We start from the raw sequence: 25,002 nt of genomic DNA on the forward strand, positions 1-25,002 counted from the left end.
CACTGACATCAAAGAGCAAAGAGGCCACCATGGATCTCCGCAAAATCAAGAAGCTGATCGACCTGCTGGAAGAGTCGAACCTGGCTGAAATCGAAATCAAGGAAGGCGAAGAGTCGGTGCGCCTGTCGCGCGCTCCGGTGTCCGGCTACGGCATGATGCAGGCCCCGCCGCAGATGATGATGGCCGCTCCGGCCGCCGCCCAGCCGGCCACCCCGGCCATGCCGATGCAGTCGCCGACCGAAGCCTCCACCGGCGGCACCGCCAAGCCGGGCAACGCGCTGCCGGAAGGCCACGTGCTGCGCTCGCCGATGGTCGGCACCTTCTATGCCTCGTCCGCACCGGACAAGCCGGCGTTCGTCAGCATCGGCCAGCAGGTCAAGGCCGGCGAGACCCTGGCCATCATCGAAGCGATGAAGATGTTCAACCCGATCGAAGCCGATGCGTCGGGCACCATCGTCGCCATCCTCGGCGAGAACGGCCAGCCGGTGGAATTCGACCAGCCGCTGTTCGTGATCGGCTAAGGGGCGGCTGCCATGCTCGACAAAGTCGTCATCGCCAACCGAGGGGAAATCGCGCTGCGCATCCTGCGCGCGTGCAACACCCTGGGCATCCGCACGGTGGCCGTGCACTCCACGGTCGACCGCAATCTCAAGCACGTGGCCATGGCCGATGAATCGGTCTGCATCGGCCCGGCGGCATCGGCGGAAAGCTACCTCAACATCCCGGCGTTGATCGCCGCGGCCGAGGTCACCGACGCCCAGGCCATCCACCCCGGTTATGGCTTCCTGTCCGAGAACGCCAACTTCGCCGAGCGCGTGGAAGAGTCCGGCTTCATCTTCATCGGCCCGAAGGCAGACACCATCCGCCTGATGGGCGACAAGGTCGAAGCGATCCGTGCCATGAAGTCGGCCGGTGTGCCGTGCGTGCCCGGTTCTGGCGGCCCGCTGGGCGACGACATCGTCGCCAACACCAAGATCGCCCGTGAGATCGGCTACCCGGTCATCATCAAGGCGGCCGGCGGCGGCGGTGGCCGCGGCATGCGCGTGGTGCACGCCGAAGCTTCCCTGAAGACCTCCATCGAAACCACCAAGAGCGAGGCCAAGGCCGCGTTCGGCAATGGCGAGGTCTACATGGAGAAGTTCCTGGAGAACCCGCGCCACGTGGAGATCCAGGTGCTGGCCGACGGCCAGGGCAACGCCATCCACCTCGGCGAGCGCGACTGCTCGATGCAGCGTCGTCACCAGAAGGTGGTCGAGGAAGCACCGGCACCGGGCATCACCGCCGAGCAGCGCGAGCAGATCGGCAAGGTGTGCGTGGAAGCCTGCATCCGCATCGGCTACCGCGGCGCCGGCACCTTCGAGTTCCTGTACGAAGACGGCCGCTTCTACTTCATCGAAATGAACACCCGCATCCAGGTGGAGCATCCGGTCACCGAGATGGTCACCGGTATCGATCTGGTCGCCGAACAGCTGAAGATCGCTGCCGGCCAGAAGCTGTCGATCAAGCAGAGCGATGTGGTGCTGACCGGCCATGCGATCGAGTGCCGCATCAACGCCGAAGACGCCGAAACCTTCGTGCCGAGCCCGGGCACCATCACCGGCTTCCACGCACCGGGTGGTCCCGGCGTGCGCGTCGATACCCACATCTACAGTGGCTACCGCGTGCCGTCGAACTACGACTCGATGATCGGCAAGCTGATCGTGCACGGTCCGGACCGCGAGACCGCCATCGCCCGCATGCGGGTGGCGCTGAGCGAGATGGTGGTCGATGGCATCAAGACCAACATTGCCCTGCAGCAGCGGATCATGCGTGACAAGGGCTTCCAGGCCGGTGGGCAGAACATCCACTATCTGGAAAAGCGCCTTGCCGAGCGCAAGAGCAAGCCGATCGCGTTGACCTGATCGGCAACTGCAGTCGCTGCACATGAAAAGGGCGGGGGCTTCCCCGCCCTTTTTTGCGTTTTTACGGTAGCGCCGGGCCTTGCCCGGCGGCCTTCCATCGCCACCGCCCACCCACCGGGCATGGCCCGGCGCTACCGGCGTGGCGTCAGCGCGCGTCGGCCGCGGTCGCCGGAATCTGCGAGTTCGCCAGAGGACGCACGCCGTTCGGCGAGGTCGGATCGACGATCACCATGGTCTCGCTGGACCCATCGGGCCACACCACCTGGAAGGTGCTGCCGGCCGGCAACGACGAGAACGGCACGCCACTCTGCGCGCGGTACACGGCGGCAACCTGGCTGGCGCCGGCACGGCGTACGTCCTCCTGTGCCTTCACCGAGGTCAGCTCCACCTTCGACAGATGCCGGTAGCGGTCTTCGTAGGTGTCGATCATCAGCAGGCCTACCGCACCGGCCGAGTACGCCACGAACAACACCACCCAGAACCAGAACTTGGCCCCATGCAGGAATCGACGGTAGTTCATCGCCCGTCCCTCGTGCCAATCAATCGCTTGATCCATTCCTTCATTTTCCCCGCACCTTGCCGCGAAACCGCGGCGTCATACACAAATTCACGGAAGTCCTGCGTTCCATCCGGCGAACAGATCCCTCCATTCGCACAAAAACTGTTGACCAGCACGCTGTCGGCTCCACAGGGAAGACCGAGTTCGCAGGCCGCAACCCGCCATGCCAGTTCACTCAGCTGTTCACCGGCCACCATGCCGGTCAATGCCTTGTCGCCCGCCGCACGCAATCCCATGCCCGGCGCGATCGCCATGTACGCCTCCGGATCGCGCGAGGTACGCACGCGTTCAACCAGGTCGCGGCGGTACTGCTCGCTGTCCTGCAGTGGCTCACCTTCGGCAAACAACGCCGCTTCGGCCGCCAGGTTGCCCTGCTGGGCCGCACGACGACGCTCGCCGATCACCAGTGCCGGCCCCAGCTTGTCGCCGGGCACGAAGCCACCGCAACGCTGCGCCACCCGTTCGCGCGCCTCCACCATCACCGGCGCCGCACTCAGGCCGAGGCCGGAAAGCACGTTGTTGTCCAGCCGGTAGCCGCCCGGGTCAACGGCGTACTGCGCGCAGTAGTCGTAGACCCGGCTGAGCATCCAGCGCGCCTCGTGGTTGCCCTGGTCGGCCTGCACGCGCAGGCGCTGCGCGTAGGCGTACAGATCGGTGGCACTTTCGATGTCGGCGCGGATATCCAGCGGCAGGCCCGACGGCAGCGCGGTGCCACGTTCGAAAGCCGCGAGGCGGCGTGCCAGCGCTTCGGGCATCACCGGTGCCAGCGCGCCCTGTGCATCGCTGGCCTGGGCGGCCAGCGGCACGTCGACGTGCGCGTCCATGGCCCGGCTGTGGCCGTTGGCCCGATAACCGGCCACGCCCAGCACGGCCACGGCCGGCAGGACGAGCAACCAGGTTTTCAGGGTCGGGGCGAAAGCCATCGGCAACGTTCGGTGGTACGGCGCACAGGAAAGCGCCGAGTTTAGCAAGGCCCGTGAGGCCTGTCTGAACCGGCTTCGTTCATCTCAAGGCATACGGAAACGCCGCGATGGTCTAGCATGGCCCCCTTTCCCGCGATTGCCCTCACCGCCATGCCGTTCCTGGAACTGACCCTGCGTTGCACCGAAGCCACCCAGCCCCGCTATGAGAATGCGCTGGAGGATGTGGGCGCGCTGGCGGTGACCCTGCTTGATGCCGAAGCCGACACCAGCAACGAACAGGCCATCCTCGAACCCGGCGTGGGCGAGACCCCGCTGTGGGACACCCTGGTGCTCAGCGCGCTGTTCCCGGCCGACAGCAATGCCTTGCTGCTGCTTGCCGCGCTGGAAGCCTTCGATCCGGAGCTGGACTGGAGCAACGGCAGCTTCCGCGCCGTGGAAGACGAAGACTGGGAGCGCGCGTGGCTGGACCAGTTCCAGCCGATGGACTTCGGCAGCCGTACCTGGATCGTGCCGTGGAACCACGAGCTGCCGGAAGCCGCGCAGGCCGCCGACGCCGCCATCGTACGCCTCGACCCGGGCCTGGCCTTCGGCTCGGGCACCCACCCGACCACCGCGCTGTGCCTGCGCTGGCTGGACCAGCTGGCCGTTGATGGCCAGCTGCAGGGCCAGCGCGTGCTCGACTTCGGCTGTGGCTCGGGCATTCTCGCCCTGGCCGCGCTGAAGCTCGGTGCCGCCCAGGCCATCGGCGTGGACAACGACCCGCAGGCGTTGATCGCCACCGCCGACAATGCCGAACGCAACGGCGAACAGGCACGCATGCAGGTGTACCTGCCGCAGGACGAACCGGTCGCCACCTACCCGATCGTGGTCGCCAACATCCTGGCCTCCGCGCTGGATGCACTGGCCGAACTGCTGGCCGCCCGTGTCGCCAGCGGTGGTCGCATCGCCCTGTCGGGCATCCTGCATGGTCAGGAAGACGAACTGCTGCAGCGCTATGCGGCGTGGTTCGACGACCTGCAGGCCACCCAGGATGGCGACTGGATGCGCATCACCGGCGTACGCCGCGCCTGATCGTGGTTGAATGACCGCTGGATCCGAGCCCGCGCCCTGAGCATGTCCGAGCCGAACCCACCGCGCCGTCCCCTGGCCACGTTCCTGCGCACCGCGCCGGGACGCGATGCCACGCCTGAAGCCACCGAACCGCGCGAACCGGTGCCGACCGATGCAGCGCCGGTGATCGAGGACATCGACCCGGCAACGGACATCGTGGCGGCAACCGAAACAGAACCGGCGGCCGCCGCTGATCCAATCATCGAGCCGGACTTCACCGCCAAACCCGGCATCGTTGCCACCGCCGCCGATGCGCCCAGCTTCCTCGGCGTGCGCCCGCGGGCGCTGCCCACCCCTCGCTGGCATTGGCTGCTGGTGGCCGCGCTGGCGCTGCTGCTGTTGCTGCAGAGCGTGCTTGCCGATCGTGCACGGCTGGCCGCCGATGCCGGTACCCGGCCGTGGATCGGTGCGCTGTGCAGCGTGCTGCGCTGCGAGCTGCCCGCCTGGCGCGAGCCCACTGCATTGACCATGACCAGCCGTGAAATCCGCCCGTTGCCGGCCCAGCCCGGCGTGCTGCAGATCCAGGCCAGCATCCGCAACGACGCGCGCTGGCCGCAGGCATGGCCGGACCTGCGCCTGTCGCTGTCCGATGCCGATGGTCGTGTGATCGGCACCGGCGTGTTCGCACCAGCGCAGTACCTCGGCGAAAACCCGGGTGCGGCCCCTCTGGAACCGGGCCAGAGCGCACGCATCGCCTTCCGCGTGCAGGAGCCTGCCGCATCCACGGTCGCATTCACCTTCGAGTTCCTTTGACCTGGGCCTGACCGTCCGGCCGTGGCAGGTCGGGCACGCTCGCGCTAGACTGACCGCCATCACCTCATCCGGTCCGGCGCCCCGCGTGCATGGACCAACCAGATCGGGAACCCCCTTGAACGCTGTCCTTTCTCGTCCTGACAACAGTCGTGGCGCTGCCCGGCCACCGCTGCGCGAACATGTGGCCCAGTCCGTGCGCCGTTACCTGCGCGACCTCGATGGCTGCGATGCGGACGATGTCTACGAGATCGTACTGCGCGAGATGGAGATTCCACTGTTCGTGGAAGTGCTCAACCACTGCGAAGGCAACCAGAGCCGCGCAGCGGCGATGCTGGGCATCCACCGCGCCACCCTGCGCAAGAAGCTGAAGGAATACGGCATCAGCGCGTAAGCGCGGATGCGTCTACCGCGGAACACCCCATCCGGTAGCGCCGGGCCATGCCCGGCGGCATGGTGATCTGCCGCACTTCGTGCTCGCCGGGCATGGCCCGGCGCTACCACGTCATCGACCAGGGTCAACCACCACCCGCCTTCCAGTAGTAACGCACCACGTGGAAGAACACCGGCGCGGCGAAGCACACTGAATCCAGCCGATCGAGCATGCCGCCATGGCCCTCGATCATGTTGCCCCAGTCCTTGATGCCGCGGTCGCGCTTGATCGCCGACATCACCAGGCCGCCCCAGAACCCCATCAGGTTGATCAGCAGCGACAGGCCGAACGCCTGCAGCGGCGTGAACGGGGTGATCCACCAGAGCGCGGCGCCCAACGCGCTGGCACAGAGCACGCCGCCGACGAAGCCTTCCACCGTCTTCGACGGCGACAGCTTCGGCGCGATCAGGTGCTTGCCCAGCAGCTTGCCCCAGATGTACTGCAGCACGTCCGACGACTGCACCACGATCACCAGGAAGGCGAACAGCAGCACGTTGCGCGCCGGATCGTAGCCCGGCACGCGCAGGTTCAGCAGCAGCGGCACATGCGAGATGCAGAACACGCAGATCATCAAGCCCCACTGCACCTTCGACGTGCGCTCCAGGTAGTGGGTGGTGTCACCACCGATGGTGGCCAGGATCGGCAGGAACAGGAACGCGTACACCGGGATCAACAGCGTGTACATGCCATACCAGTCGATCCAGACCAGGTAGTACTGCCACGGCAGCACGATGTAGAACGCGGCCAGCAACGCGTAGTAGTCACCTGATCGTGTTGGCGCCAGGGTGATGAATTCGCGCAGTGCGAACAGCGAGATGATGGCGAACAGCACGATCACTCCGGCGCGCCCGAAGAACAGCGCCAGCCCGACCACGATGGCCATCACCCACCACGCGCGGATGCGCGAGACCAGGTTGGCGATCACCGCGCTGGGCTGTCCACGCTGGCGCCAGCGCAGGGTTTCGGACACCAGCGTGGCCAGCACCAGCACCGCGCCTACGCCCGCGAACAGCAGCCCTGTCTGCTGGCCCACACTGCGTGCGGCAAGATCACCGGACACATCGATCATGAAGCTCATGCACGGCCTCCGTTCGGGGCCAGGGCCAGCAGCGCCTGCCGGCTGCGTGCCAGGAACGCCGCCTTGTCCTCATCGGCCTGCAGCCGCAGCGGCGTACCGAAGGTTGCCGTGCACAGCAACGGCAGCGGCAGGAAACGCCCTTTCGGCATCACCCGCTTGAGGTTGTCGATCCACACCGGCACGAACTCCAGCTCCGGGCGTTGCCGGGCGAGGTGGTAGATACCGCTCTTGAACGGCAGCAGCGGCTCATCACCGATGTTGCGCGTGCCTTCCGGAAACAGGATCAACGAACAGCCCTCGTCCACCGCGTCACGCAGCACCTGCAGCGGATCCTGATGGCGGTTGCCGGCCTCGCGCTCCACCAGCACGCCATTGAATACCGCGTCGATCAGGTAACGACGCAGACCGTCGCGCTGCCAGTACTCGGCGGCGGCGACCGGCCGCACCTGGCGCCGCAGCGCCGGCGGCATCGACGACCAGATCAGCACGAAATCACCATGACTGGCATGGTTGCCGTAGTACACGCGGTGCTCGCTGGACGGCGCGCAGCCAACCCACAGCGCGCGTGCGCCGGTCACTACATGGATGGCCGCGCTGCAGGCGCGGGCGATCAGTTCAGCAAACATCGGCACCTCCGGTCAGGTCTGCGGCCACAGCACGGCCAGCAGCAGGGCAGCGAACTGCAGCAGCGTGGCGGCGTACTGGCGCATCAGCAGACGCCGCATGCCGGTCCAGCGCGCATCCCAGCCACGCGTCGGCGCCTGTGCGTCCAGCCTGCGCAGGCCAGCGGTGTGCAGCGCCTGGTCCACGCGTTGTGCCGCGACTTCACCCTGCAGGCCCTCCTGCTGCAGCAGACGCAGCAGGCTGGCGTCCAACTGCACCCGCACCGCGTAGTACGCCTGCACAACACCTGCCACCAGGCTCAGCAGCAGCAGGCCAGCGGCGAACATCGCCAGCCCAGGCTCGATGCCCAGCAACAACAGGGCCACCAGCAGCAGGCCCAGCGACAACGCGGCAGGCACTCGCCCCTGCCGCAGCAGCAGATGCATCATCGGCAGATCGGGCACGGCGCTCATGCAATGGTCTCCTGCGCGGCAGCGGCCGCGATCACCTGTAGATGAACGTCATGCAGCACGATCGACGGCCGCGCGCCACGCACGATCGACACCGCGTCAGCGACATCGCGCGCACGGCCGGTGCGCAGCAACCAGGTCGCCACGCTGGCCGCGCTACGTGAGTACCCCAGCGCACAGCAGACCAGGACGGGGCCATGGCCGCGCAGGCGTTCAATGGCATCTGCCGCGGCGCGCAGCTGCGCCGCCGAAGGCACCGCCAGGTCCAGCATCGGCACGCTGGCGTACGCTGCCCCCGGCGCGCGGCAGGACAGCTCCGCACAGGTGTCGACCACGCCCACCAGCGGTGCCGGCAGTGCGGCACCTGGCAGGCGCCCCAGCCAGACAGCGTCGACGACCGGCACCGGCTGCGGCGCACGGCGCGTCCACAACCGCGAGTTGATCCACGCCGCACCCAGGTACGGTGCCAGCAGCCAGCGCGCGGCCATCGTCAACCGGCCATCGGCGCGCTTCTGGAACACCGCTGTGCCCAGCCCGGCATAGGCCAGCGACACCAGCAGCAACGACACCACGGGCCACAGCAGCCACAATGCGGTGCCGCGCAGCATCACCACCGGCACCAGCAGCAGGCCGGCACCCAACACATACAACGCGGCCAGCCGCCAACGCCTCGGGTCACCGGCAGCCTGCCAGGCACGCAACGGCGGCGTGCCCTGCTCCGGCCACAGCCACACGCACAACCAGCCAGCCAGCAGCCCGGTGGGAATGTCGATGAAGTGATGCTGGAACGTGGTCAGCACCGAAATGCCGATCAGCAGCGCCCACACATGCAGCACCAGCCGCCAGACCCCGTGCAGGTACTGCGCGAACTTCACCCACAGCACGATCAGCAGCACGATATGCAGCGACGGCGCCTGGTTGAATGGCTTGTCGAAGCCCAGCAGCACGTCGAACAACCAGCCGAACACACCGCCGATTTCCGGCCGTTCGAAGCTGAAGCGCAACGGCCACAACAGGAAGCACGCCACCGCGATCACCTGCGCGCTGAGCAGGCGCAGCGCGTGCCGGTCCAACTCCAGCCGGCGCCGGCACAGGAAGAACGAGATCGCATAGAACAGGTCGATCGACCAGTACGGCACGATCGTCCACGGCACGAACGGAATCCGCGCCTCCCAGGCAAATGCCATCACCGGCAGCTGGGCATGGCGGCCGGCCATCCAGTTGGCGAAGCCATAGCTGGCGAAGAAGAATGGACCGAGCAGGGCCAGCCACAGCAGGGCGCGCCGCCAGGGGCGCGCCTCGCTGGATGATGCGGTTGCCGCCAGCGTCGCCATCACGCGATCCGTCGTGCCAGCGATACGGTGAAGATGCCGAAGTCATCGATGCGCTGGGCCACCTTCTGGAAGCCGGCCAGGCGCACCAGTTCGTCCATCTCGTGCTGGGTACGGCGGCGCATCACCCACGCCGCGCCACCACGATGGCTGGTCAACGCACGCGCGATGAACTCCAGCTGCGGATGCCACGGCTGCCCGGTATAGGCCAGGTAACCGCCCACCGGCACCGTCGCAGCGATGCCCTGCAGCGAACGCAGCACCGCATCGTTGTCCGGGAACAGTTCGTACAGGCCGGACACCACCGCCAGCGTCGGCGCCGGTTCCACTGCTGCCAGCTGCGCCGGATCGAACGCATCGCCCTGTTCGAAGCGGGCGATGTCGGCCGCGCCGAGGCGCTCGATCAAGGCTTTGCCCTGCGTTACGTTCAGATCGCTGAAATCGCGCAGCACGATACGGTCGGCACGCTGTTCGCCCTGGCCGAGTGCTTCCAGCACGTAACGGCCATGGCCGGCCGCCACGTCCAGTACGCGCACCGGCGCGCCCTGCCCGCGCAGTCGCTGGGCGGCATCGCGCAGCAGTTCCTGCAGGTGCTTGCCGCGCACGCGGATGCCGCGCCAACCGATCGCATCCAGATAGTTGCGGTCGACCATCCGGCCCAGCGGGCCCTTGCCCCGCGCCTCATCACGGTAGATGTAGTCCAGCGTGCTGCCCGAATCGAAGCCGGTCTGCAGGCCTAGCGCGATGCCCTCCGACAGCGTGCCGCCGAAACGCAGGCCACCGCGCACCACGCGCCAACGCAGGTCGGCCAGGCTGTTGCGCTCCGGTGGCCACGACAGGATCTCCGATTCCTCGAAGGTCGGGCCATGCCGATGCGCATCGCGCCGCGACAGCTCCTGCAGCGGTTCGGCAAAGCGTGCCTGGATGAAGCTGCGGATACGCGCCAGCGCCGGCGCACGGTCGCGCTCGCCGAGGGTGTCGTGGAAGAAGCCCGGCAGGTGCACGCGCTCCTTGATCGGGCTGGACAGGCGTTCGTAGAAGCGGTCCTGCGGGCCGCGATGCACCACGAAGTCCGAGCCCGATACCAGCAACTGCACCGGCACGCTGATCGCCTGCGCGTCGGCCACGATGCGGTCGGCCGCTTCGTACAGGCCCAGCAGCACGCGCACCGAGATCGGCCGGGTGATCAGCGGATCGGTGCGGTAGCTTTCCACCCGTGCCGGGTCGTGGGTCAGCCACTGCGGCTTGACGTAGCTGTTGACGAAGAAGTTGCCGCGCAGTTTCTGCATCAGCGCCAGTCCAGCGCGTGCGAAAGGCACGTACAGCTTCACCTTGAATGCCGGCGAAGCCATCACCAGCGCGCGCAGCCGCGGCGCATAGTCATGCACCCAGGTGGCGGCAACCACCGCGCCCACGCTCTGCGCGATCACCACGATGTCCTCCACCGCGATGCCATGCTCGGCACTGAGGTGGGCGATGAAGCTGTCCAGGTCGCGCACCAGCGCCGGGAAGCCCGGTGCGTCGCCGCGCGTGCCGGGCGAGCGACCATTGCCGCGCGCATCCCACGCGAAGAACGCGGTGTCGGGCAGGTCCAGCTCGTCGACCAGATGGGTGACCCGGCCGGAGTGTTCATGGCCGCGATGCAGCAGCACGATGGCCTTGGCCGGCGTGGTTGCCGTGGTGCTCGGCCAGTACCGGTAGAACAGCGGTACCTGGTCGAAGCTGTGGAATTCCCGTTCCTGCGCCTGACGCATGCAATCTCCGTATGGATAGGGCGTGTAATCGTGTTGTGCTTACCGCTGCGATATCGCCGCGGCTTCCTTCAATCCCTGGCGTACGCGACGGACCACCGTCATCCCACACAGCAGTGCGGCCAGTGCGGCGACCGCGCTGACCACGGTCGCGCCTGCCCAGCCAAACGCTAGCAGCAGGCCCAGCACGCCGATCACGAACGCACGGTCGCTCTTGCCCATCGGGCCGTCATAGCGGCGGCTGGCGCCGGCCATCAGGCCCAGCACGCCGGCGTACTCGCTCAGCGCGGCGGCCCAGGCCAGCAGCCACAGTGCCTCGGGGCGCACGCCCGGTACGCTGAGCAGGCTCAGGTACAGCGCCGCGTCGGCGATCACATCGCACAACTCGTTCAGATAGGCGCCCAGCCGCGATTGCTGGCCGAATTCGCGGGCCAGCATGCCGTCGACGGCGTTGAGGGCCATGCGCAGCAGCATCCACAGCGGCAGGGCCAGATACAGCAGCGGCTGGGTGGGAGCGCAGCACCACACCGCAGCGGCCACCAGCAGCGAGACCACGGCCGCAGCCACGGTCACCGTGTTGGCGGTGATCCCCATGCGGTACAGGCCGTGTACGGCCGGACGCAGCAGGTCCTGGAAACGTCCTTTCAATGCATAGATCGACACGATCTGAACCCGCTAATCCTTGGCAGTGCGGGCACAGCCTACCTGATTGCGACAGCGCCACGTATCGAATTGCGCCCAATGCCGGCCCATGCAGGTGCTGCCGAGCGGATCAGGACGGGAGTCTGCACCGGCCAATTTCCCCCACCAGCGCCCGCCACCGGCCCCCACCGCCTACAATATCGGCCCCGCTCCGCTGCCGATTGCCCTGTCCCCATGACTGCTGATCTGTTGCCCGTCCGCCGGGCCCTCCTCTCCGTTTCCGACAAGACCGGCCTGGTCGAGCTGGCCACCGCGCTGGCTGCACGCGGCGTGGAACTGCTGTCCACTGGCGGTACCGCCAAGGCGATCCGCGATGCGGGCCTGGCCGTGAAGGACGTCGCCGAGGTCACCGGCTTCCCGGAAATGATGGATGGCCGGGTCAAGACCCTGCATCCGATGGTGCATGGCGGCCTGCTGGGCCGCTCCGGCCTGGACGACGCGGTGATGGCCGAGCACGGCATCGGTGCCATCGACCTGCTGGTGCTGAACCTGTACCCGTTCGAATCGGTCACTGCCAAGGCCGACTGCACCCTGGCCGACGCGGTGGAGAACATCGACATCGGCGGCCCGGCGATGCTGCGCTCGGCGGCCAAGAACTTCGCCCGCGTGGCGGTGGCCACCGACCCGTCGCAGTACGCCGAACTGCTGGCCTCGCTGGATGCCAACGACGGCCAGCTGTCGGCCGGCACCCGTTTCGCCTTCTCGGTGGCCGCATTCAACCGCGTTGCCCAGTACGACGCGGCGATCAGCAACTACCTGTCGGCCGTCACCGCCACCGACGCCGCCGTGCCGGTGCGCGCCGAATACCCGGCGCAGATGAATTCCACCTTCGTGAAGGTGATGGACCTGCGCTACGGCGAAAACCCGCACCAGAGCGGCGCGTTCTATCGCGACCTGCATCCGGTGCCGGGCACGCTGGCCACCTTCCAGCAGCTGCAGGGCAAGGAGCTGAGCTACAACAACCTGGCCGATGCCGATGCAGCCTGGGAATGCGTGCGCCAGTTCGACGCGCCGGCCTGTGTCATCGTCAAGCATGCCAACCCGTGCGGCGTGGCCGTTGGCGCCGGCAACGGCGATGCCTACGAGCTGGCCTACGCCACCGACCCGACCAGCGCCTTCGGCGGCATCATCGCCTTCAACAAGCCGCTCGATGCAGCCACCGCGCAGGTGATCCTGGACCGCCAGTTCGTTGAAGTCCTGATTGCGCCGGACTACGAACCGGCCGCGCTGGAGTACGCGCAGAAGAAGGCCAACGTGCGCGTGCTGCGCATTCCGCACGGCGACGGCCTGAACAACTTCGACAACAAGCGCGTGGGCTCCGGCCTGCTGCTGCAGTCGTCGGACAACCGCGGCATGACCCGCGACGAACTGAAGGTGGTCAGCAAGCTGGCACCGACCGACAAGCAGTTCACCGACCTGCTGTTCGCCTGGAAGGTCGCCAAGTTCGTGAAGTCCAACGCAATCGTCTACGCCAAGGACAACCGCACCATCGGCGTGGGTGCCGGCCAGATGAGCCGCGTCTACTCGGCTCGCATCGCCGGCATCAAGGCCGCCGACGCGAACCTGGTGGTCGAAGGGTCGGTGATGGCCTCCGATGCGTTCTTCCCGTTCCGCGACGGCATCGACGCCGCTGCCGCCGCCGGCATCAAGGCGGTGATCCAGCCGGGCGGTTCGATGCGCGATGCTGAAGTCATCGCTGCCGCCGATGAACATGGCCTGGCCATGGTGTTCACCGGCGTTCGCCACTTCCGCCACTGATACCTGGAGCGACACGGATGTCTGCAGTCTCTTTGAAACCGCTTGCCGTGCTCGCCTTCGCTGGCACGGCCCTGCTGGCCGGCTGCAAGCCGGCCGCCGAGCCCGCATCTGCCCCGCAGGCAGATGCGGCAAAGCCCGCCGCCAGCGAACCGGCAGCGCATGTCAGTCGCACCGCGCGGCTGCAGGCCTTCCTGACCGGGCGTTACGGCAAGGACGCCAAGCTTTCCGGCCAATGGCGCGGCAGCTGGACCCAGGACGATGAAACGCGCGCGATCGACTGGCAGGTCTGCGCCGAGCAACCGGTGGTGACCGGTGACAGCTGGCAACAACTACTGGCGGTGTGCGGTGCGCTGGTCGATGGCGCGCATATCGACCCGGGAACGATCCAGTTCTTCGTGCTGCAGCCCAAGGGCGATGGCTTCGGGGTAACCAGCGAACTGACCGGCGAGCGCTTCGGCAGTGGTGGCCAGCCCGGCACCGCCAGCATCATCCGCGCCGGCAGCGATTTCTACGGCTTCCGCGTCGAGGATGGCTGGTTCGGCCAGGGCTTCTCGCTGCTCTCGCAGACCCTGGTCCTGCCGGGCCCGAAAGGCCTGACCAGCACCGGCAACGTGCGCAGCCACATCGACAACGACGCCCAGTACGAATGCGAGAACGTCGACGCGGCCGCCGACCCCGATACCGCCGAAGACTGCCGCACCCGCCGCTTCAGCATCGATTTCGCACTGCGTTTCGACGACAGCGACCGCAGTGCGCGCATCTGGCCACTGCTGATCGAGGAATCCGGCAACACCTGCGGCGGCAAGCGGGTGCGTCAGGAACATCGCTTCACCCTGGACCCGAAGTCCTGGACCTACTCCTTCCCCGAATCGCTGCAACGCGAAGGCTGCGAATGACGCACACGCGCCGCCGGGGACCTGGAACTTCCCTTCCCACGCAATCTGGAATCTCGTGATGAACGTACTTGTCATCGGCTCTGGCGGCCGCGAACACGCCCTGGCATGGAAGCTGGCCCAGTCCTCCCGTGTCACTGAAGTGCTCGTGGCGCCCGGCAATGCCGGCAGCGCCAACGAAGACAAGTGCCGCAACGTCGCGGTGAAGGTCACCGACATCGATGGCCTGCTCGCCCTGGCCCAGGCCGAAGGCGTGGCGCTGACCGTGGTCGGCCCGGAAGTGCCGCTGGTGGCCGGCGTGGTCGACCGCTTCCGCGCTGCCGGCCTGCGCATCTTCGGGCCGACGGCGGCGGCCGCGCAGCTGGAAGGCAGCAAGGCCTACGCCAAGGATTTCCTGGCGCGCCACAACATTCCCACCGCGTTCTATTCGGTGCACACCGATATCGAGCCGGCACTGGCCTACCTGCGCGAGAAGGGCGCACCGATCGTGGTCAAGGCCGACGGTCTGGCCGCCGGCAAGGGCGTGATCGTGGCCATGACCCTGGCCGAGGCTGAAGACGCAGTGCGCGACATGCTCTCGGGTAACGCCTTCGGCGATGCCGGCGCACGCGTGGTGATCGAGGAATTCCTCGACGGCGAGGAAGCCAGCTTCATTTCGATGGTCGATGGCGTGCATGCACTGCCGATGGCCACCTCGCAGGATCACAAGCGCGTCGGCGACGGCGACACCGGCCCGAACACCGGCGGCATGGGTGCGTACTCGCCGGCCCCGGTGGTCACCCCGGACGTGCACGCCCGCGTGATGCGCGAGGTGGTGAACCCGACCGTGCAGGGCATGATCGCCGACGGCATCCCGTTCACTGGTTTCCTCTATGCCGGCCTGATGATCGATGCCAGCGGCGCGCCGAAGGTGATCGAGTTCAACGTGCGTTTCGGCGACCCGGAAACCCAGCCGGTGATGCTGCGCCTGCAGTCGGACCTGGTCGACCTGGTGGACGCGGCGATCGATGGCCGCCTGGACCAGGTGGACGCGCAGTGGGATCCGCGCCCGTCGCTCGGCGTGGTGCTGGCCGCCAGGCCGTATCCGGAATCGCCGATCACCGGCGAGGTGATCTCCGGCCTGGATGATGTGCCGGCAACGGCCAAGGTGTTCCATGCAGGAACGACGCTGGATGCGCAGGGCCAGGTGCTCAGCGCCGGTGGCCGCGTGCTGTGCGTGGCAGCACTGGGTGACAGCGTGCGCGAGGCGCAGGCGAACGCGTACGCGGGCGTGGCGAAGGTGACCTGGGCCAACGAGTTCCACCGCACCGACATCGGCTGGCGCGCGATCGCGCGGGAAATCTGAGACCGCGCTGATCCACGCGTGGCGTGGATCTACTGGGTCGCGAAGTAGATCCACGCCATGCGTGGATCCAGCAGGAAAAAAAAGGCCCGGCAATGCCGGGCCTTTCCATTACTCAAACGCTTCGCCGCCTTATGCGGTGAACAGCGCCTTCATCTTCTTCAGCGCGTTCGCTTCAACCTGGCGGATACGCTCGGCCGATACGCCGTACTCGTCCGCCAGCTCCTGCAGCGTCACCTTGCTGTCCGCATCCAGCCAACGGCGGCGGATGATGTCGCGCGAACGCGCATCCAGTTCCGCCAGGCCTTCGCGCAGCAGCTGCATCTGGTTGTCTTCGCTGTCCTCGCGCTCGTAGGCCATCGACGGATCTTCGTCATTGGCCACCAGATACGCAGCCGGCGACGGCGGCGCGTGGTCGTTGTCTTCATCGGTGGGGGCATCGAAACCGATATCGCGACCGGACAGGCGCGATTCCATTTCCAGCACCTCGCGCTCGGACACGTTCAGGTCCTTGGCCACGGCGCTGACTTCGGCGGCGTTCATCCAGCCCAGGCGCTTCTTCGACTTGCGCAGGTTGAAGAACAGCTTGCGCTGCGCCTTGGTCGTGGCGACCTTCACGATGCGCCAGTTCTTCAGGATGAACTCGTGCATCTCGGCACGGATCCAATGCACGGCGAAGGACACCAGGCGCACGCCCATGTCGGGGTCGAAGCGCTTGACCGCCTTCATCAGGCCGATGTTGCCTTCCTGGATCAGGTCGCCCAGCGCAAGGCCGTAGCCGTTGTAACCGCGGGCCACGTGCACCACGAAGCGCAGGTGCGAATGCACCAGCTCACGGGCAGCGTCCAGATCGTTGCCGTCGCGGAAGCGACGGGCCAGGTCCTGTTCGTTATCGACCGACAGCACCGGAATCTGGTGCACGGCACCGATATAGGCGTCCAGCGAACCGAGCGCACTGGGAATCGGCAGATTGTTTGCCACAAGGGCAGTAGAGGTGTTCTGGCTCATAGGCACCCATCTTAGCAGTCTGGGATTTGGACTGCTAAAGGAGGAAAAAGTTCCAGCATTCCACTGATGAAACACTGGTCCCAAACAGAACCCTACCGTAACGCGATTTGATGACAGTGGCGAGCGCGCTTTTCGGGATACACAATCCCTTGGAATTCAACCCACTAGCCCGGAAAGCCCGGCTATTCCGGGTCAAAGGCAGCTGAACAGGTGGCGGTTTCGCCCATTCACCATGGGGCAGCGTTGTTCGCCGTTCAGCCCGATGGCGCCAGCGTCGCCCGCGGCGGCAGCGACCAGTCGATCGGCGCCTGCCCGCGGCGCTGCAGGTACTCGTTGGCCATCGAGAAATGACGGCAGCCGAGGAAGCCGCGGTGGGCCGACAGCGGCGAGGGATGCGGGGCTTTCAGCACGCGGTGGCGGCCGGTATCGATCACCTTGCCCTTCTGCTGCGCGTAGGCACCCCAGAGCATGAACACCAAGCCCTCGCGCTCACGGTTCAACACGTCCACCACGTGGTCGGTGAAGCCTTCCCATCCGCGCCCCTGGTGCGCACCGGCCTTGCCCTCTTCCACCGTCAGCACCGCGTTGAGCAGCAGCACGCCGCGCTGCACCCACGGGATCAGGCAGCCGTGGTCCGGGCGGGCAATACCGAGGTCACCCTCGATTTCCTTGTAGATGTTCAACAACGACGGCGGCACCGGCACGCCCGGCTGCACCGAGAAACTCAGGCCATGGGCCTGTCCACGGCCGTGGTACGGGTCCTGGCCGAGGATGACCACTTTCACCTGATCGAACGGCGTCGCATCAAAGGCGGCGAAGATCTGCGGTCCAGGCGGGAACACCGCCGCACCGCTGGCCTTGCGCTGCCGCAGGAAGCTGGACAGCTCGCGCATCTGCGGCTGCAGCAGATAATCGCCCACACGCTGCTTCCAGCTCGGTTCCAGCTGGATCGCCGGGGTGTCCACTACTTCATCGATCATCGCAACACGTCATCGCAACAGGGGTCCATCATTCAACCGGGCCAGCCGCAGCTGGAACAGCACCTTGGTGATCAGCAGGCGCTCTTCGATCGGCTTCAGCACCAGATCGTTGGCGCCGGCCTGGAGCAGGCCGGTCTGGTTGTGCGGATTGCCATCGCCGGTCATCACCAGCACCGGCAGGCGGCGCTTGCCGTAGCCGAAGTCCACGCGCACGCGCTGCACCACGTCGCGGCCGCTCAGCTCTCCCTTCAGGGTCACATCGGTCAGCACCAGATCGATGCGATGGCGGCTGCGCCCGAGCGATTCGGCGGTGAGCAGGGTAAACGCTTCTTCGGCGCTGACCACATGCATCACGTTGAGCTGCTGGCGCTCGAGCATGCGCTTGGTCGCCTCGGCCACCACCCGGCTGTCCTCGATGTAGAGGATGGTCGCGCCGGGAATGGTCTGCGGCTGCACGTAGCCGCGCACGAAGGTCGCCAGGGCCTCGTGGCCCAGCGATTTGTCGAAGTAGTCGGTGACGTACTCGGTGAAGCGGCGCTGCTCCAGGTGCTGCTGGGCGTCGCCGGAGACCACGATCACCGGCACATAGGCCTGCCCTGCCGCTTCGCGCACCATCCGCGCCAACGCCAGGCCGTCGCCATCGCGCAGGGTCAACGAGGTGGTGACCAGATCGACCGGCCCCTGCGCCAGCGCATGCTGTGCGTCTTCGATGCTGTCGCAGCCGATCACCTCCACGCCCGGCAGATCGCGCTGCAGGACGTCGGCGATCAGCTTGCGCACCAGCTTGGAGCCGTCAACCACCATCACCCGCGTCGCGGGCCCTTCAAGGTGCTTCAGCGCTTGCGGTTGCATGCCGGTCTCAGGTGTCGGTCGGGCGGGTCTGGCGGAGGAAGTGGCCGGTCACCAGCCATGCACCCAGCCAGCCCAGCAACAAGGTGCCAAGCAGCACCAGGCTGCCATGCAGCAGGTCCAGGCCATGCAGCACAAACGGGCTGCCGTAGCTGCGCGACAGCTCGGCCAGCGGCGCGCGCAGGGCGGCACCGGCAATGCCGATCAGGCCCAGCGCGACCGCACCGGCGCCCAGGCCATACCAGGCGCCCAGGTACAGGAACGGGCGGCGGATGAAACCATCGCTGGCGCCGAGCAGCTGCAGCACACCGATTTCCTCGCGGCGGGCCTGGATGTCCAGGCGCACGGTGTTGCCGACCACCAGCGCGGCACCGGCGCCGAGCAGCACCGACAGCACCTGCACCAGCCGCGCACCAAACGCGAGCCAGGCATCCAGACGCTGCCGCCACAGGGCGTCGTGCTGCACCAGGTCGGCACCGGGCAGGCTTTCCAGCGCGCGTGCCAGCCGTGCATCGTCCTGGCCCTGGCCGGGGGTGACCACCAGCAACGAGGGCAACGGGTTGTCGTTGAGTGCGTCGATGGCTTCGCCGAGGCCGGCCTGGCGCAGTTCCTCCAGACCCTGCTCCGGCGTGCGCACGGTGACACTGGCCACGTCCGGCCGGTCGCGCAGCTCCCCGGCCAGGCGCAGCGCACCCGGGCCGTCGACGTCCGCCTTCAGGAAGACATTGATGTCGCGCGACTGCTGCACGCTGCCGGCAAACTGCTTGAGGTTGTCCAGCGCGATCGACAGGCCCAGCGGCAGCGCCAGGGCCAGCGCCATGACCATCACGGTCAGCAGCGTCGCCCACGGCTTGCGGCAGGCACGGCCGAGGCTGAACACCACGCTGTGCACGTGGTGCTGGAACCACACGCCCAAGCGCGACGGCGCAGCAGCTTCGGTGTTTTCGTTCTTGGCCATGGTTACTCCGCCAGATCCTGCGGCGAGATGTCGTCCACCAGCCGGCCGTGGTCGAGGATCAGCACGCGCTTGCGCATGTGGCGCAGCAGCGGCAGGTCATGGCTGACCACCAGCACGCTGGTGCCGCGCGCAGGCAGCTCGGCGAACAGGGACATGATCTCGGCCGCCAGGGTGGGATCGAGGTTGCCGGTCGGCTCGTCGGCCACCAGCAGCTTGGGCTCGCCGACGATGGCCCGGGCGATGCCGACGCGCTGCTGCTCACCGGCCGACAGCTGCGAGGGCAGCGCCTTCTCGCGGTGACCAAGGCCCATGCGCTCGAGCACCGAACGCACGCGCTTGTTGATGTCGCCACGGCGGGTACCGCGCAGGATCAGCGGCAGGGCCACGTTCTCGGCGATGGAGCGGTCCATCAGCAGGCGGTGGTCCTGGTAGACCGCGCCAACCGCGCGTCGATGTCGCGGCACATCACCGCCGCGCACCTTCAGCAGGTTGCGCTCGTCGAACATCACCGCGCCGCGGCTGGGCCGCTCGTCGAGGTGGATCAACTTGAGCAGGGTGCTCTTGCCCGCCCCGGAGTGACCGGTGACGAACAGCATTTCGCCCGGCGCGACCTCGAAGCTGACATCGGTCAGGGCTTCGTGGCCACCGGCGTACTGTTTGCTGACATTGTCGAAGCGCAGGACACTCATGCCCCGATTATGCAGGACCGGCGCGACAGATCGGTAGCGCCGGGCCATGCCCGGCGAAAACCTTCCGGCATCGCGGCCCCGGACGGAGGCCGCTGCGCTCGCCGGGCATGGCCCGGCGCTTCCGGCTTAATTGCCGGACAGCATCCGGCGGATCTTGCGGCCGATACGGGTCAGGAACGAGTCGCCGGCATCGGCGCTGGTACGCACCGGCTTGGCCACTACCTGCACCGGGGTAACCGGGCTGGCGCCGTTGCCGGCGTTGCTTGCCACACCTTCGGCGCCCTCGACCGGACGGCCGTGGCGACGACGACGACGCTTGCGCGGCTTGCGCTCGCCGTCCACCGCACCTTCCGGCGCAGCTTCAGCGCGCGGCGGACGCGGGGCCTGCACGGCGGCAGCTTCAGCCGTCACTGCACCCTCGACTGCGGCGGCAGCAACCTGCTCACCTTCCACACGCGGCTTGCGCGGGCCACGCGGACGGCGTTCGCCGCTGCGCTCGCCATCGCGGCCACCACGCCCAGCGCCAGCACCACTGCCGGAACGACCGCCACTACGGCCGCCGCCACGACGCTCTTCCTCGGCGGCGCGCGCTTCGCGTGCTTCGCGGAAGATCTGGCCGACGCTTTCGTTCTCGTCACCTTCCTCGCCCGGTGCCGGGGCGGCACGCTCAGGGCGCGGCAGCGACGTCAGGATCTCGCTGGTGACCGCTTCGACCGGGATCTTCTGTTCGATGTAGGCCTCGATGTCCGGCAGGCCCATCGCATAGCGCTCGCAGGCGAAGCTGATGGCATCGCCTTCCTCGCCCAGGCGGGCGGTACGGCCGATGCGGTGCACGTAGTCTTCGGCGTCGAACGGCAGGTCGTAGTTGTAGACGTACTTGATGCCGTCGATATGCAGGCCGCGGGCGGCCACATCGGTGGCCACCAGGATTTCCAGCTGGCCCTTCTGGAAGCGGTTGAGCAGGCTCTCGCGCTTCTTCTGCGGCACGTCACCGGACAGCACGCCGACGCGGTAGCCGGAACGCTCCAGCGAACGGGCCACGCGCTCGACGAACACCTTGGTGTTGACGAAGACCATGGTGCGCGCGCCTTCGCTGCGCGACAGCAGGCCCAGCAGCAACGGGATCTTCTCTTCGTCGGCCGGGAAGTAGATGCGCTGGCGCACGCGCGCGGCGGTGATGGTCTCGGCTTCGACCACCAGCTTCTGCGGCTCGTTCATGTGCTCATAGGCCAGCTCGAGCACGCGGTGGCTCAGGGTGGCGCTGAACAGCAGGGTCTGCCGGGTGGAGCGCTCGGGCATGCGGCGCAGCAGGAAGCGGATGTCCTTGATGAAGCCCAGGTCGAACATGCGGTCGGCTTCGTCCAGCACGCAGATCTCGCAGGCGTGCAGCGACACCACCTTGTGCTGCTTGACGTAGTCGATCAGGCGGCCGGGGGTGGCGATGATCACGTCCACGCCCTGCTGCAGGATCTCGCGCTGCTTGTCGTAGTCAACGCCGCCGTAGACCAGCGCGAAACGCAAACCCAGATCCGAACCGAACTTGACCGCATCCTTGTGGATCTGGATGGCCAGTTCGCGGGTGGGGGCCAGGATCAGCGCGCGCGGGTCTTCCGGCTTGCGATCGGCCAGTGCCGGGCGGGTCAGCAGGCGGTTCACGACAGCGACCAGGAAGGCCAGCGTCTTGCCGGTGCCCGTCTGGGCCTGGCCGGCGACGTCGCCACCGGGCAGCGCGACCGGCAGGGTCAGCGCCTGGATGGGCGTGCAGCGGGTGAATCCGGCTCCTTCAAGACCGGCCTGCAGGGCCGGATGCAGATCAAAGGAGGAAAAAGTCAAATCGGTCAGCGGTTTGTCGCTCATGTGTCCGTCTTGGTATGGCCACGCGCCTGCGGGCGGCGGCACTGAAATCTGTCTGGGGCTCCGTCGCAAACTGCGGCCCCTGCGGCGGGTCGGGCTGGCCGGGACCCCTCGGGTCCGCGCGCCGCACAATGCCCCAGTTTACCGCACTCGGGCCAGCAAACCGGAATTGGGCGTCTCATGACTCACGGAGACGCGCCTCTTCACCCCCCAGTACCGCGCTTGAACAGCGGCGCGGGCTCCCATGGCCTACCGCGTCAGCACCCCCATTTCAGCCATGGACAGTGACATCGGACACATACCGGGCTCAGCACCGATCACGATACGCTGGGTTCCAGCCAGCACCTGTCCCTGCCCTGCGATAGGGGTACACTGCCGGCCGTGAGCGTCCAGGCATCCCGCCGAACGCACCGTGGCAGTCCGCCGCGAGGCAACGACGAGGGTCACGCCACCGGGCATGGCCCAGTTCACCCACCTCCGGCCTGGCCGGGTGCAATCCAAGACGAGAAACCAAGATGAGCGACAAGGTTGTACACGTCGGCGATGCCGACTTTGATAGCGCCGTACTGAATTCCAAGGAACCGGTGCTGGTCGATTTCTGGGCCGAGTGGTGTGGCCCGTGCAAGATGATCGCCCCGGCGCTGGATGAACTGGCCGATGCCTACCAGGGCCGCGCCAAGATCGCCAAGGTCAACGTGGACAACAACCGCGCCCTGGCCGCCAAGTACCACGTGCGTTCGATTCCCTACCTGGTCGTCTTCAAGGACGGCGAGAAGGTGGGCGAGCAGATCGGTGCCGTTGGCAAGGCCCAGCTGGCCGGCCTGCTGGACAAGGCCCTGGCCTGATCCCGCGCTTTCCGGCAGCCGTTTTCGACGGCTGCCGGGCAGGCGCCCCGGCGCCTGACTGAATACCGTATCCGGCGACCCTTGCGTGGCGCCGCGGGCCGATGATAGTGTCGGCACATCCGGCCGCGTTCGCGTGCCGCATCTTCTGGACGCAGTTTCTTCCAGACCCATTCCCAATGTTCGCCGCCCCAGCCGGGCGCTCGCACCTTCAAGCGAGGAATAACGCTCTTGTCCGATAACACTCCCGAAACCGGTAGCGCTGATGCGCCCGCCGAAAAGCGCGTGCGCAAAGCCCGCGTGACCAAGGCTGCCGCTCCGGCCGCCGCCGAAACCAGCGCCGCCCCTGCGCAGCCTGCCCTGCCGCTGGCAGCCGCGCCCGAGGCGCCGGCACCGGCCGCAGCGCCTTCCGCGCCGAGCGCACCCGCCGCCGAGGCCCCTGCCAGCAGTGGCGGCGGCGAAGGTGGCGAGGGCCGCGAATCCGGCCAGCCGCGGCAGTCGCAGCAGAACAACCAGGGCGGTGGCCAGAACCAGAACCCCTACAACCAGGGCGGCCAGCAGGGCCAGCAAGGCCAAGGCAACCGCCGTGACCGTTTCCGCAACCGCCGCGACCGTGATCGCAATGGTGGCGGCGGTGGCGGTGGCAACGGCGGTCGCTTCCGCGACGACGGCATGCTCAACGACAACGGCGAACAGCAGCCGTTCGTACCGCGTCCGCACGCCAACGTCCCCGAAGGCTTCCCGGTCTATTCGCTGAGCGACCTCAAGCGCATGCCGGCCCAGAAGCTGCTGGAGATCGCCGAGCAGCTGCAGATTTCCGAAGGCGTGGCCCGTGCCCGCAAGCAGGACGTGATCTTCGCGCTGCTGAAGGTGCTGACCCGCCACGGCGACGGCGTTGCCGCCGACGGCGTGCTGGAAATCCTGCCGGACGGCTTCGGCTTCCTGCGCGCGGCCGAGGCCAGCTACCTGGCCGGCCCGGACGACACCTACATTTCGCCCAGCCAGATCCGCCGCTTCAACCTGCGTACCGGCGACCACCTGTCCGGCCGCATCCGCTTCCCGAAGGACGGCGAGCGCTACTTCGCGCTGTCGATCGTGGACACCATCAACGGTGAGCCGCTGGAAGCGTCGAAGAACAAGGTGCTGTTCGAGAACCTGACCCCCCTGTTCCCGCGTCGCCGCTTCACCCTGGAGCGCGGCAACGGTTCGTCGGAAGACATCACCGGCCGCATCCTCGACCTGATGGCACCGCAGGGCAAGGGCCAGCGCTCGCTCATCGTGTCCCAGCCGAAGGCCGGCAAGACGATGATGATGCAGCAGGTGGCCACGGCCATCACCACCAACCATCCGGACGTGCACCTGATCGTGCTGCTGATCGACGAGCGCCCGGAAGAAGTGACCGAAATGCAGCGCACCGTGCGCGGCGAAGTCATCAGCTCGACCTTCGACGAACCGGCCGCGCGCCACGTGCAGGTGGCCGAAATGGTCATCGAGCGTGCCAAGCGCCTGGTCGAGCACAAGAAGGACGTGGTGATCCTGCTCGACTCGATCACCCGCCTGGCGCGTGCCTACAACAACGTCGTGCCGAGCTCGGGCAAGGTGCTGACCGGTGGTGTGGACGCCAACGCCCTGCATCGCCCCAAGCGCTTCTTCGGTGCCGCGCGCAACGTGGAAGAAGGCGGCAGCCTGACCATCATCGCCACCGCGCTGGTCGATACCGGCTCGAAGATGGACGAGGTGATCTACGAAGAGTTCAAGGGCACCGGCAACAGCGAAGTGCACCTGAGCCGTCGCATCGCTGAAAAGCGCGTGTTCCCGGCCATCGACATCAACCGTTCGGGCACCCGTCGCGAAGACCTGCTGATCGAGCCGGAGCTGCTGCAGAAGATCTGGATCCTGCGCAAGCTGCTGCATCCGATGGATGAAATGACGGCGATGGAATTCCTGCTCGACAAGATGAAGAACACCAAGTCCAACGACGAGTTCTTCGGTTCGATGAAGCGCTGATCGCGCGGCATTGATGGAATACGGAAAGGCCCCGCAGTGCGGGGCTTTTTCTTTGGGTGGCGGCAGGACAAACGGCTTCACTTCGCGGCCCGGTGATTTGGCGATAATCTGCGGGACAAATGCCTGACTCTCCGCCCCGGCCGCGCTGGCCGGGCCGCCGATTCCCGCTGTTGCCCCATCCGGAGGATCCGGCGGGTCCAGCCCTGCCCGA

The 25,002-nt window shown here is 67.1% G+C and carries 24 protein-coding genes; 10 read left to right on the forward strand and 14 right to left on the reverse strand.

Annotated elements, in window-relative coordinates:
- Positions 1–29: 29 nt before the first annotated feature.
- Together accB and accC are read left to right on the forward strand one after the other, a co-directional pair.
- Entirely contained in the window at positions 30–521 is a 492-nt protein-coding gene (accB, locus tag M2299_RS11815; RefSeq protein WP_025878628.1) for an acetyl-CoA carboxylase biotin carboxyl carrier protein, read from the forward strand.
- 12 nt (positions 522–533) lie between these two features.
- Positions 534–1,901: an acetyl-CoA carboxylase biotin carboxylase subunit gene (gene accC, locus M2299_RS11820; protein ID WP_025878627.1), complete on the forward strand. Its 1,368-nt coding sequence runs from the start codon at positions 534–536 to the stop codon at positions 1,899–1,901.
- 145 nt (positions 1,902–2,046) lie between these two features.
- Here accC and M2299_RS11825 read toward each other — a convergent pair whose 3' ends face one another.
- Both M2299_RS11825 and M2299_RS11830 read right to left on the reverse strand, forming a co-directional pair.
- Positions 2,047–2,421: a hypothetical protein gene (locus M2299_RS11825; RefSeq protein WP_105164750.1), complete on the reverse strand. Its 375-nt coding sequence runs from the start codon at positions 2,419–2,421 to the stop codon at positions 2,047–2,049.
- On the reverse strand, positions 2,418–3,383 hold the full coding sequence (locus M2299_RS11830; RefSeq protein WP_280884398.1) for a hypothetical protein: 966 nt from the start codon (positions 3,381–3,383) through the stop codon (positions 2,418–2,420). Before M2299_RS11830 ends, M2299_RS11825 begins: the two co-directional genes overlap by 4 nt.
- A gap of 150 nt (positions 3,384–3,533) precedes the next feature.
- On the opposite strand from M2299_RS11830, the gene prmA reads away from it, so the two are divergent.
- The 3 genes from prmA (at position 3,534) to fis (ending at position 5,637) form a co-directional block, all read left to right on the forward strand.
- A complete protein-coding gene (prmA, locus tag M2299_RS11835) occupies positions 3,534–4,454 on the forward strand; it encodes a 50S ribosomal protein L11 methyltransferase (RefSeq protein WP_059065374.1) in 921 nt (306 codons plus the stop codon).
- A gap of 42 nt (positions 4,455–4,496) precedes the next feature.
- Positions 4,497–5,246: a DUF3426 domain-containing protein gene (locus M2299_RS11840; protein WP_280884399.1), complete on the forward strand. Its 750-nt coding sequence runs from the start codon at positions 4,497–4,499 to the stop codon at positions 5,244–5,246.
- Positions 5,247–5,361: 115 nt separating this feature from the next.
- The gene (fis, locus tag M2299_RS11845) at positions 5,362–5,637 is read left to right on the forward strand and encodes a DNA-binding transcriptional regulator Fis (RefSeq protein WP_006397198.1); all 276 of its coding nucleotides are present in this window, start codon (positions 5,362–5,364) and stop codon (positions 5,635–5,637) included.
- Between the two features lie 124 nt (positions 5,638–5,761).
- Here the strand turns inward: fis and M2299_RS11850 are convergent, their stop codons facing one another.
- The 6 genes from M2299_RS11850 to M2299_RS11875 are packed head-to-tail and all read right to left on the reverse strand — an operon-like array spanning position 5,762 to position 11,572.
- Positions 5,762–6,754, reverse strand: a complete 993-nt coding sequence (locus M2299_RS11850; RefSeq protein ID WP_033832372.1) for a phosphatidate cytidylyltransferase — start codon at positions 6,752–6,754, stop codon at positions 5,762–5,764.
- Positions 6,751–7,380, reverse strand: coding sequence for a lysophospholipid acyltransferase family protein (locus M2299_RS11855; protein ID WP_025878621.1), 630 nt, complete (start codon positions 7,378–7,380; stop codon positions 6,751–6,753). The genes M2299_RS11850 and M2299_RS11855 overlap by 4 nt, the downstream gene beginning before the upstream one ends.
- Before the next feature lie 12 nt (positions 7,381–7,392).
- On the reverse strand, positions 7,393–7,830 hold the full coding sequence (locus tag M2299_RS11860; RefSeq protein WP_099843895.1) for a hypothetical protein: 438 nt from the start codon (positions 7,828–7,830) through the stop codon (positions 7,393–7,395).
- Positions 7,827–9,161, reverse strand: a complete 1,335-nt coding sequence (locus M2299_RS11865; RefSeq protein ID WP_099843897.1) for a phosphatase PAP2/dual specificity phosphatase family protein — start codon at positions 9,159–9,161, stop codon at positions 7,827–7,829. Before M2299_RS11865 ends, M2299_RS11860 begins: the two co-directional genes overlap by 4 nt.
- Positions 9,161–10,912, reverse strand: a complete 1,752-nt coding sequence (locus tag M2299_RS11870) for a bifunctional alpha/beta hydrolase/class I SAM-dependent methyltransferase (protein ID WP_099843899.1) — start codon at positions 10,910–10,912, stop codon at positions 9,161–9,163. Before M2299_RS11870 ends, M2299_RS11865 begins: the two co-directional genes overlap by 1 nt.
- 39 nt (positions 10,913–10,951) lie before the next feature.
- Positions 10,952–11,572 (reverse strand): CDP-alcohol phosphatidyltransferase family protein, encoded by a 621-nt coding sequence (locus tag M2299_RS11875; RefSeq protein ID WP_280884400.1) that lies wholly within the window; start codon positions 11,570–11,572, stop codon positions 10,952–10,954.
- Between the two features lie 213 nt (positions 11,573–11,785).
- On the opposite strand from M2299_RS11875, the gene purH reads away from it, so the two are divergent.
- From purH to purD, 3 genes are read left to right on the forward strand one after another with little or no spacing between them, the layout of a single operon-like run.
- Positions 11,786–13,369, forward strand: coding sequence for a bifunctional phosphoribosylaminoimidazolecarboxamide formyltransferase/IMP cyclohydrolase (purH, locus tag M2299_RS11880; RefSeq protein WP_025878616.1), 1,584 nt, complete (start codon positions 11,786–11,788; stop codon positions 13,367–13,369).
- Positions 13,370–13,386: 17 nt separating this feature from the next.
- Positions 13,387–14,265 carry a hypothetical protein gene (locus tag M2299_RS11885; RefSeq protein WP_280884401.1) on the forward strand — a complete coding sequence of 293 codons (879 nt, stop codon included), beginning with the start codon at positions 13,387–13,389 and terminating at the stop codon, positions 14,263–14,265.
- A 58-nt stretch (positions 14,266–14,323) separates the two neighbouring features.
- The gene (gene purD, locus M2299_RS11890) at positions 14,324–15,607 is read left to right on the forward strand and encodes a phosphoribosylamine--glycine ligase (RefSeq protein WP_280884402.1); all 1,284 of its coding nucleotides are present in this window, start codon (positions 14,324–14,326) and stop codon (positions 15,605–15,607) included.
- A 129-nt stretch (positions 15,608–15,736) separates the two neighbouring features.
- Here the strand turns inward: purD and rpoH are convergent, their stop codons facing one another.
- The 6 genes from rpoH to rhlB form a co-directional block, all read right to left on the reverse strand.
- Positions 15,737–16,612, reverse strand: a complete 876-nt coding sequence (gene rpoH / locus M2299_RS11895) for an RNA polymerase sigma factor RpoH (protein WP_025878613.1) — start codon at positions 16,610–16,612, stop codon at positions 15,737–15,739.
- Between the two features lie 254 nt (positions 16,613–16,866).
- A complete protein-coding gene (ung, locus tag M2299_RS11900) occupies positions 16,867–17,592 on the reverse strand; it encodes a uracil-DNA glycosylase (protein WP_280884403.1) in 726 nt (241 codons plus the stop codon).
- 9 nt (positions 17,593–17,601) lie between these two features.
- On the reverse strand, positions 17,602–18,444 hold the full coding sequence (locus M2299_RS11905) for a response regulator (RefSeq protein WP_025878611.1): 843 nt from the start codon (positions 18,442–18,444) through the stop codon (positions 17,602–17,604).
- 7 nt (positions 18,445–18,451) lie between these two features.
- Positions 18,452–19,399 (reverse strand): permease-like cell division protein FtsX, encoded by a 948-nt coding sequence (gene ftsX / locus M2299_RS11910; protein WP_025878610.1) that lies wholly within the window; start codon positions 19,397–19,399, stop codon positions 18,452–18,454.
- 2 nt (positions 19,400–19,401) lie between these two features.
- Entirely contained in the window at positions 19,402–20,088 is a 687-nt protein-coding gene (ftsE, locus tag M2299_RS11915; RefSeq protein ID WP_025878609.1) for a cell division ATP-binding protein FtsE, read from the reverse strand.
- A gap of 126 nt (positions 20,089–20,214) precedes the next feature.
- Positions 20,215–21,945, reverse strand: coding sequence for an ATP-dependent RNA helicase RhlB (gene rhlB / locus M2299_RS11920; RefSeq protein WP_025878608.1), 1,731 nt, complete (start codon positions 21,943–21,945; stop codon positions 20,215–20,217).
- Positions 21,946–22,457: 512 nt separating this feature from the next.
- Between rhlB and trxA the strand changes: the two genes are divergently transcribed.
- Both trxA and rho read left to right on the forward strand, forming a co-directional pair.
- Positions 22,458–22,787: a thioredoxin gene (gene trxA, locus M2299_RS11925; protein ID WP_025878607.1), complete on the forward strand. Its 330-nt coding sequence runs from the start codon at positions 22,458–22,460 to the stop codon at positions 22,785–22,787.
- Between the two features lie 228 nt (positions 22,788–23,015).
- Positions 23,016–24,791, forward strand: a complete 1,776-nt coding sequence (rho, locus tag M2299_RS11930; RefSeq protein WP_280884404.1) for a transcription termination factor Rho — start codon at positions 23,016–23,018, stop codon at positions 24,789–24,791.
- Positions 24,792–25,002: the final 211 nt, after the last annotated feature.

The sequence above is a fragment of the Stenotrophomonas sp. 1278 genome, assembly GCF_029892765.1.
GTDB classification, from domain to species: domain Bacteria; phylum Pseudomonadota; class Gammaproteobacteria; order Xanthomonadales; family Xanthomonadaceae; genus Stenotrophomonas; species Stenotrophomonas indicatrix.

What these genes read in the sequence shown, in the direction of transcription:
- M2299_RS11855 (WP_025878621.1), bottom strand. Translation starts at nt 7,380, where the DNA reads ATGTTTGCTGAACTGATCGCCCGCGCCTGCAGCGCGGCCATCCATGTA.
- rhlB (WP_025878608.1), bottom strand. Translation starts at nt 21,945, where the DNA reads ATGAGCGACAAACCGCTGACCGATTTGACTTTTTCCTCCTTTGATCTG.
- ftsX (WP_025878610.1), bottom strand. Translation starts at nt 19,399, where the DNA reads ATGGCCAAGAACGAAAACACCGAAGCTGCTGCGCCGTCGCGCTTGGGC.
- purH (WP_025878616.1), top strand. Translation starts at nt 11,786, where the DNA reads ATGACTGCTGATCTGTTGCCCGTCCGCCGGGCCCTCCTCTCCGTTTCC.
- M2299_RS11870 (WP_099843899.1), bottom strand. Translation starts at nt 10,912, where the DNA reads ATGCGTCAGGCGCAGGAACGGGAATTCCACAGCTTCGACCAGGTACCG.
- purD (WP_280884402.1), top strand. Translation starts at nt 14,324, where the DNA reads ATGAACGTACTTGTCATCGGCTCTGGCGGCCGCGAACACGCCCTGGCA.
- trxA (WP_025878607.1), top strand. Translation starts at nt 22,458, where the DNA reads ATGAGCGACAAGGTTGTACACGTCGGCGATGCCGACTTTGATAGCGCC.
- ung (WP_280884403.1), bottom strand. Translation starts at nt 17,592, where the DNA reads ATGATCGATGAAGTAGTGGACACCCCGGCGATCCAGCTGGAACCGAGC.
- prmA (WP_059065374.1), top strand. Translation starts at nt 3,534, where the DNA reads ATGCCGTTCCTGGAACTGACCCTGCGTTGCACCGAAGCCACCCAGCCC.
- M2299_RS11830 (WP_280884398.1), bottom strand. Translation starts at nt 3,383, where the DNA reads ATGGCTTTCGCCCCGACCCTGAAAACCTGGTTGCTCGTCCTGCCGGCC.
- M2299_RS11865 (WP_099843897.1), bottom strand. Translation starts at nt 9,161, where the DNA reads ATGGCGACGCTGGCGGCAACCGCATCATCCAGCGAGGCGCGCCCCTGG.
- M2299_RS11860 (WP_099843895.1), bottom strand. Translation starts at nt 7,830, where the DNA reads ATGAGCGCCGTGCCCGATCTGCCGATGATGCATCTGCTGCTGCGGCAG.
- ftsE (WP_025878609.1), bottom strand. Translation starts at nt 20,088, where the DNA reads ATGAGTGTCCTGCGCTTCGACAATGTCAGCAAACAGTACGCCGGTGGC.
- M2299_RS11850 (WP_033832372.1), bottom strand. Translation starts at nt 6,754, where the DNA reads ATGAGCTTCATGATCGATGTGTCCGGTGATCTTGCCGCACGCAGTGTG.
- rpoH (WP_025878613.1), bottom strand. Translation starts at nt 16,612, where the DNA reads ATGAGCCAGAACACCTCTACTGCCCTTGTGGCAAACAATCTGCCGATT.
- M2299_RS11840 (WP_280884399.1), top strand. Translation starts at nt 4,497, where the DNA reads ATGTCCGAGCCGAACCCACCGCGCCGTCCCCTGGCCACGTTCCTGCGC.
- M2299_RS11905 (WP_025878611.1), bottom strand. Translation starts at nt 18,444, where the DNA reads ATGCAACCGCAAGCGCTGAAGCACCTTGAAGGGCCCGCGACGCGGGTG.
- M2299_RS11885 (WP_280884401.1), top strand. Translation starts at nt 13,387, where the DNA reads ATGTCTGCAGTCTCTTTGAAACCGCTTGCCGTGCTCGCCTTCGCTGGC.
- accB (WP_025878628.1), top strand. Translation starts at nt 30, where the DNA reads ATGGATCTCCGCAAAATCAAGAAGCTGATCGACCTGCTGGAAGAGTCG.
- accC (WP_025878627.1), top strand. Translation starts at nt 534, where the DNA reads ATGCTCGACAAAGTCGTCATCGCCAACCGAGGGGAAATCGCGCTGCGC.
- M2299_RS11825 (WP_105164750.1), bottom strand. Translation starts at nt 2,421, where the DNA reads ATGAACTACCGTCGATTCCTGCATGGGGCCAAGTTCTGGTTCTGGGTG.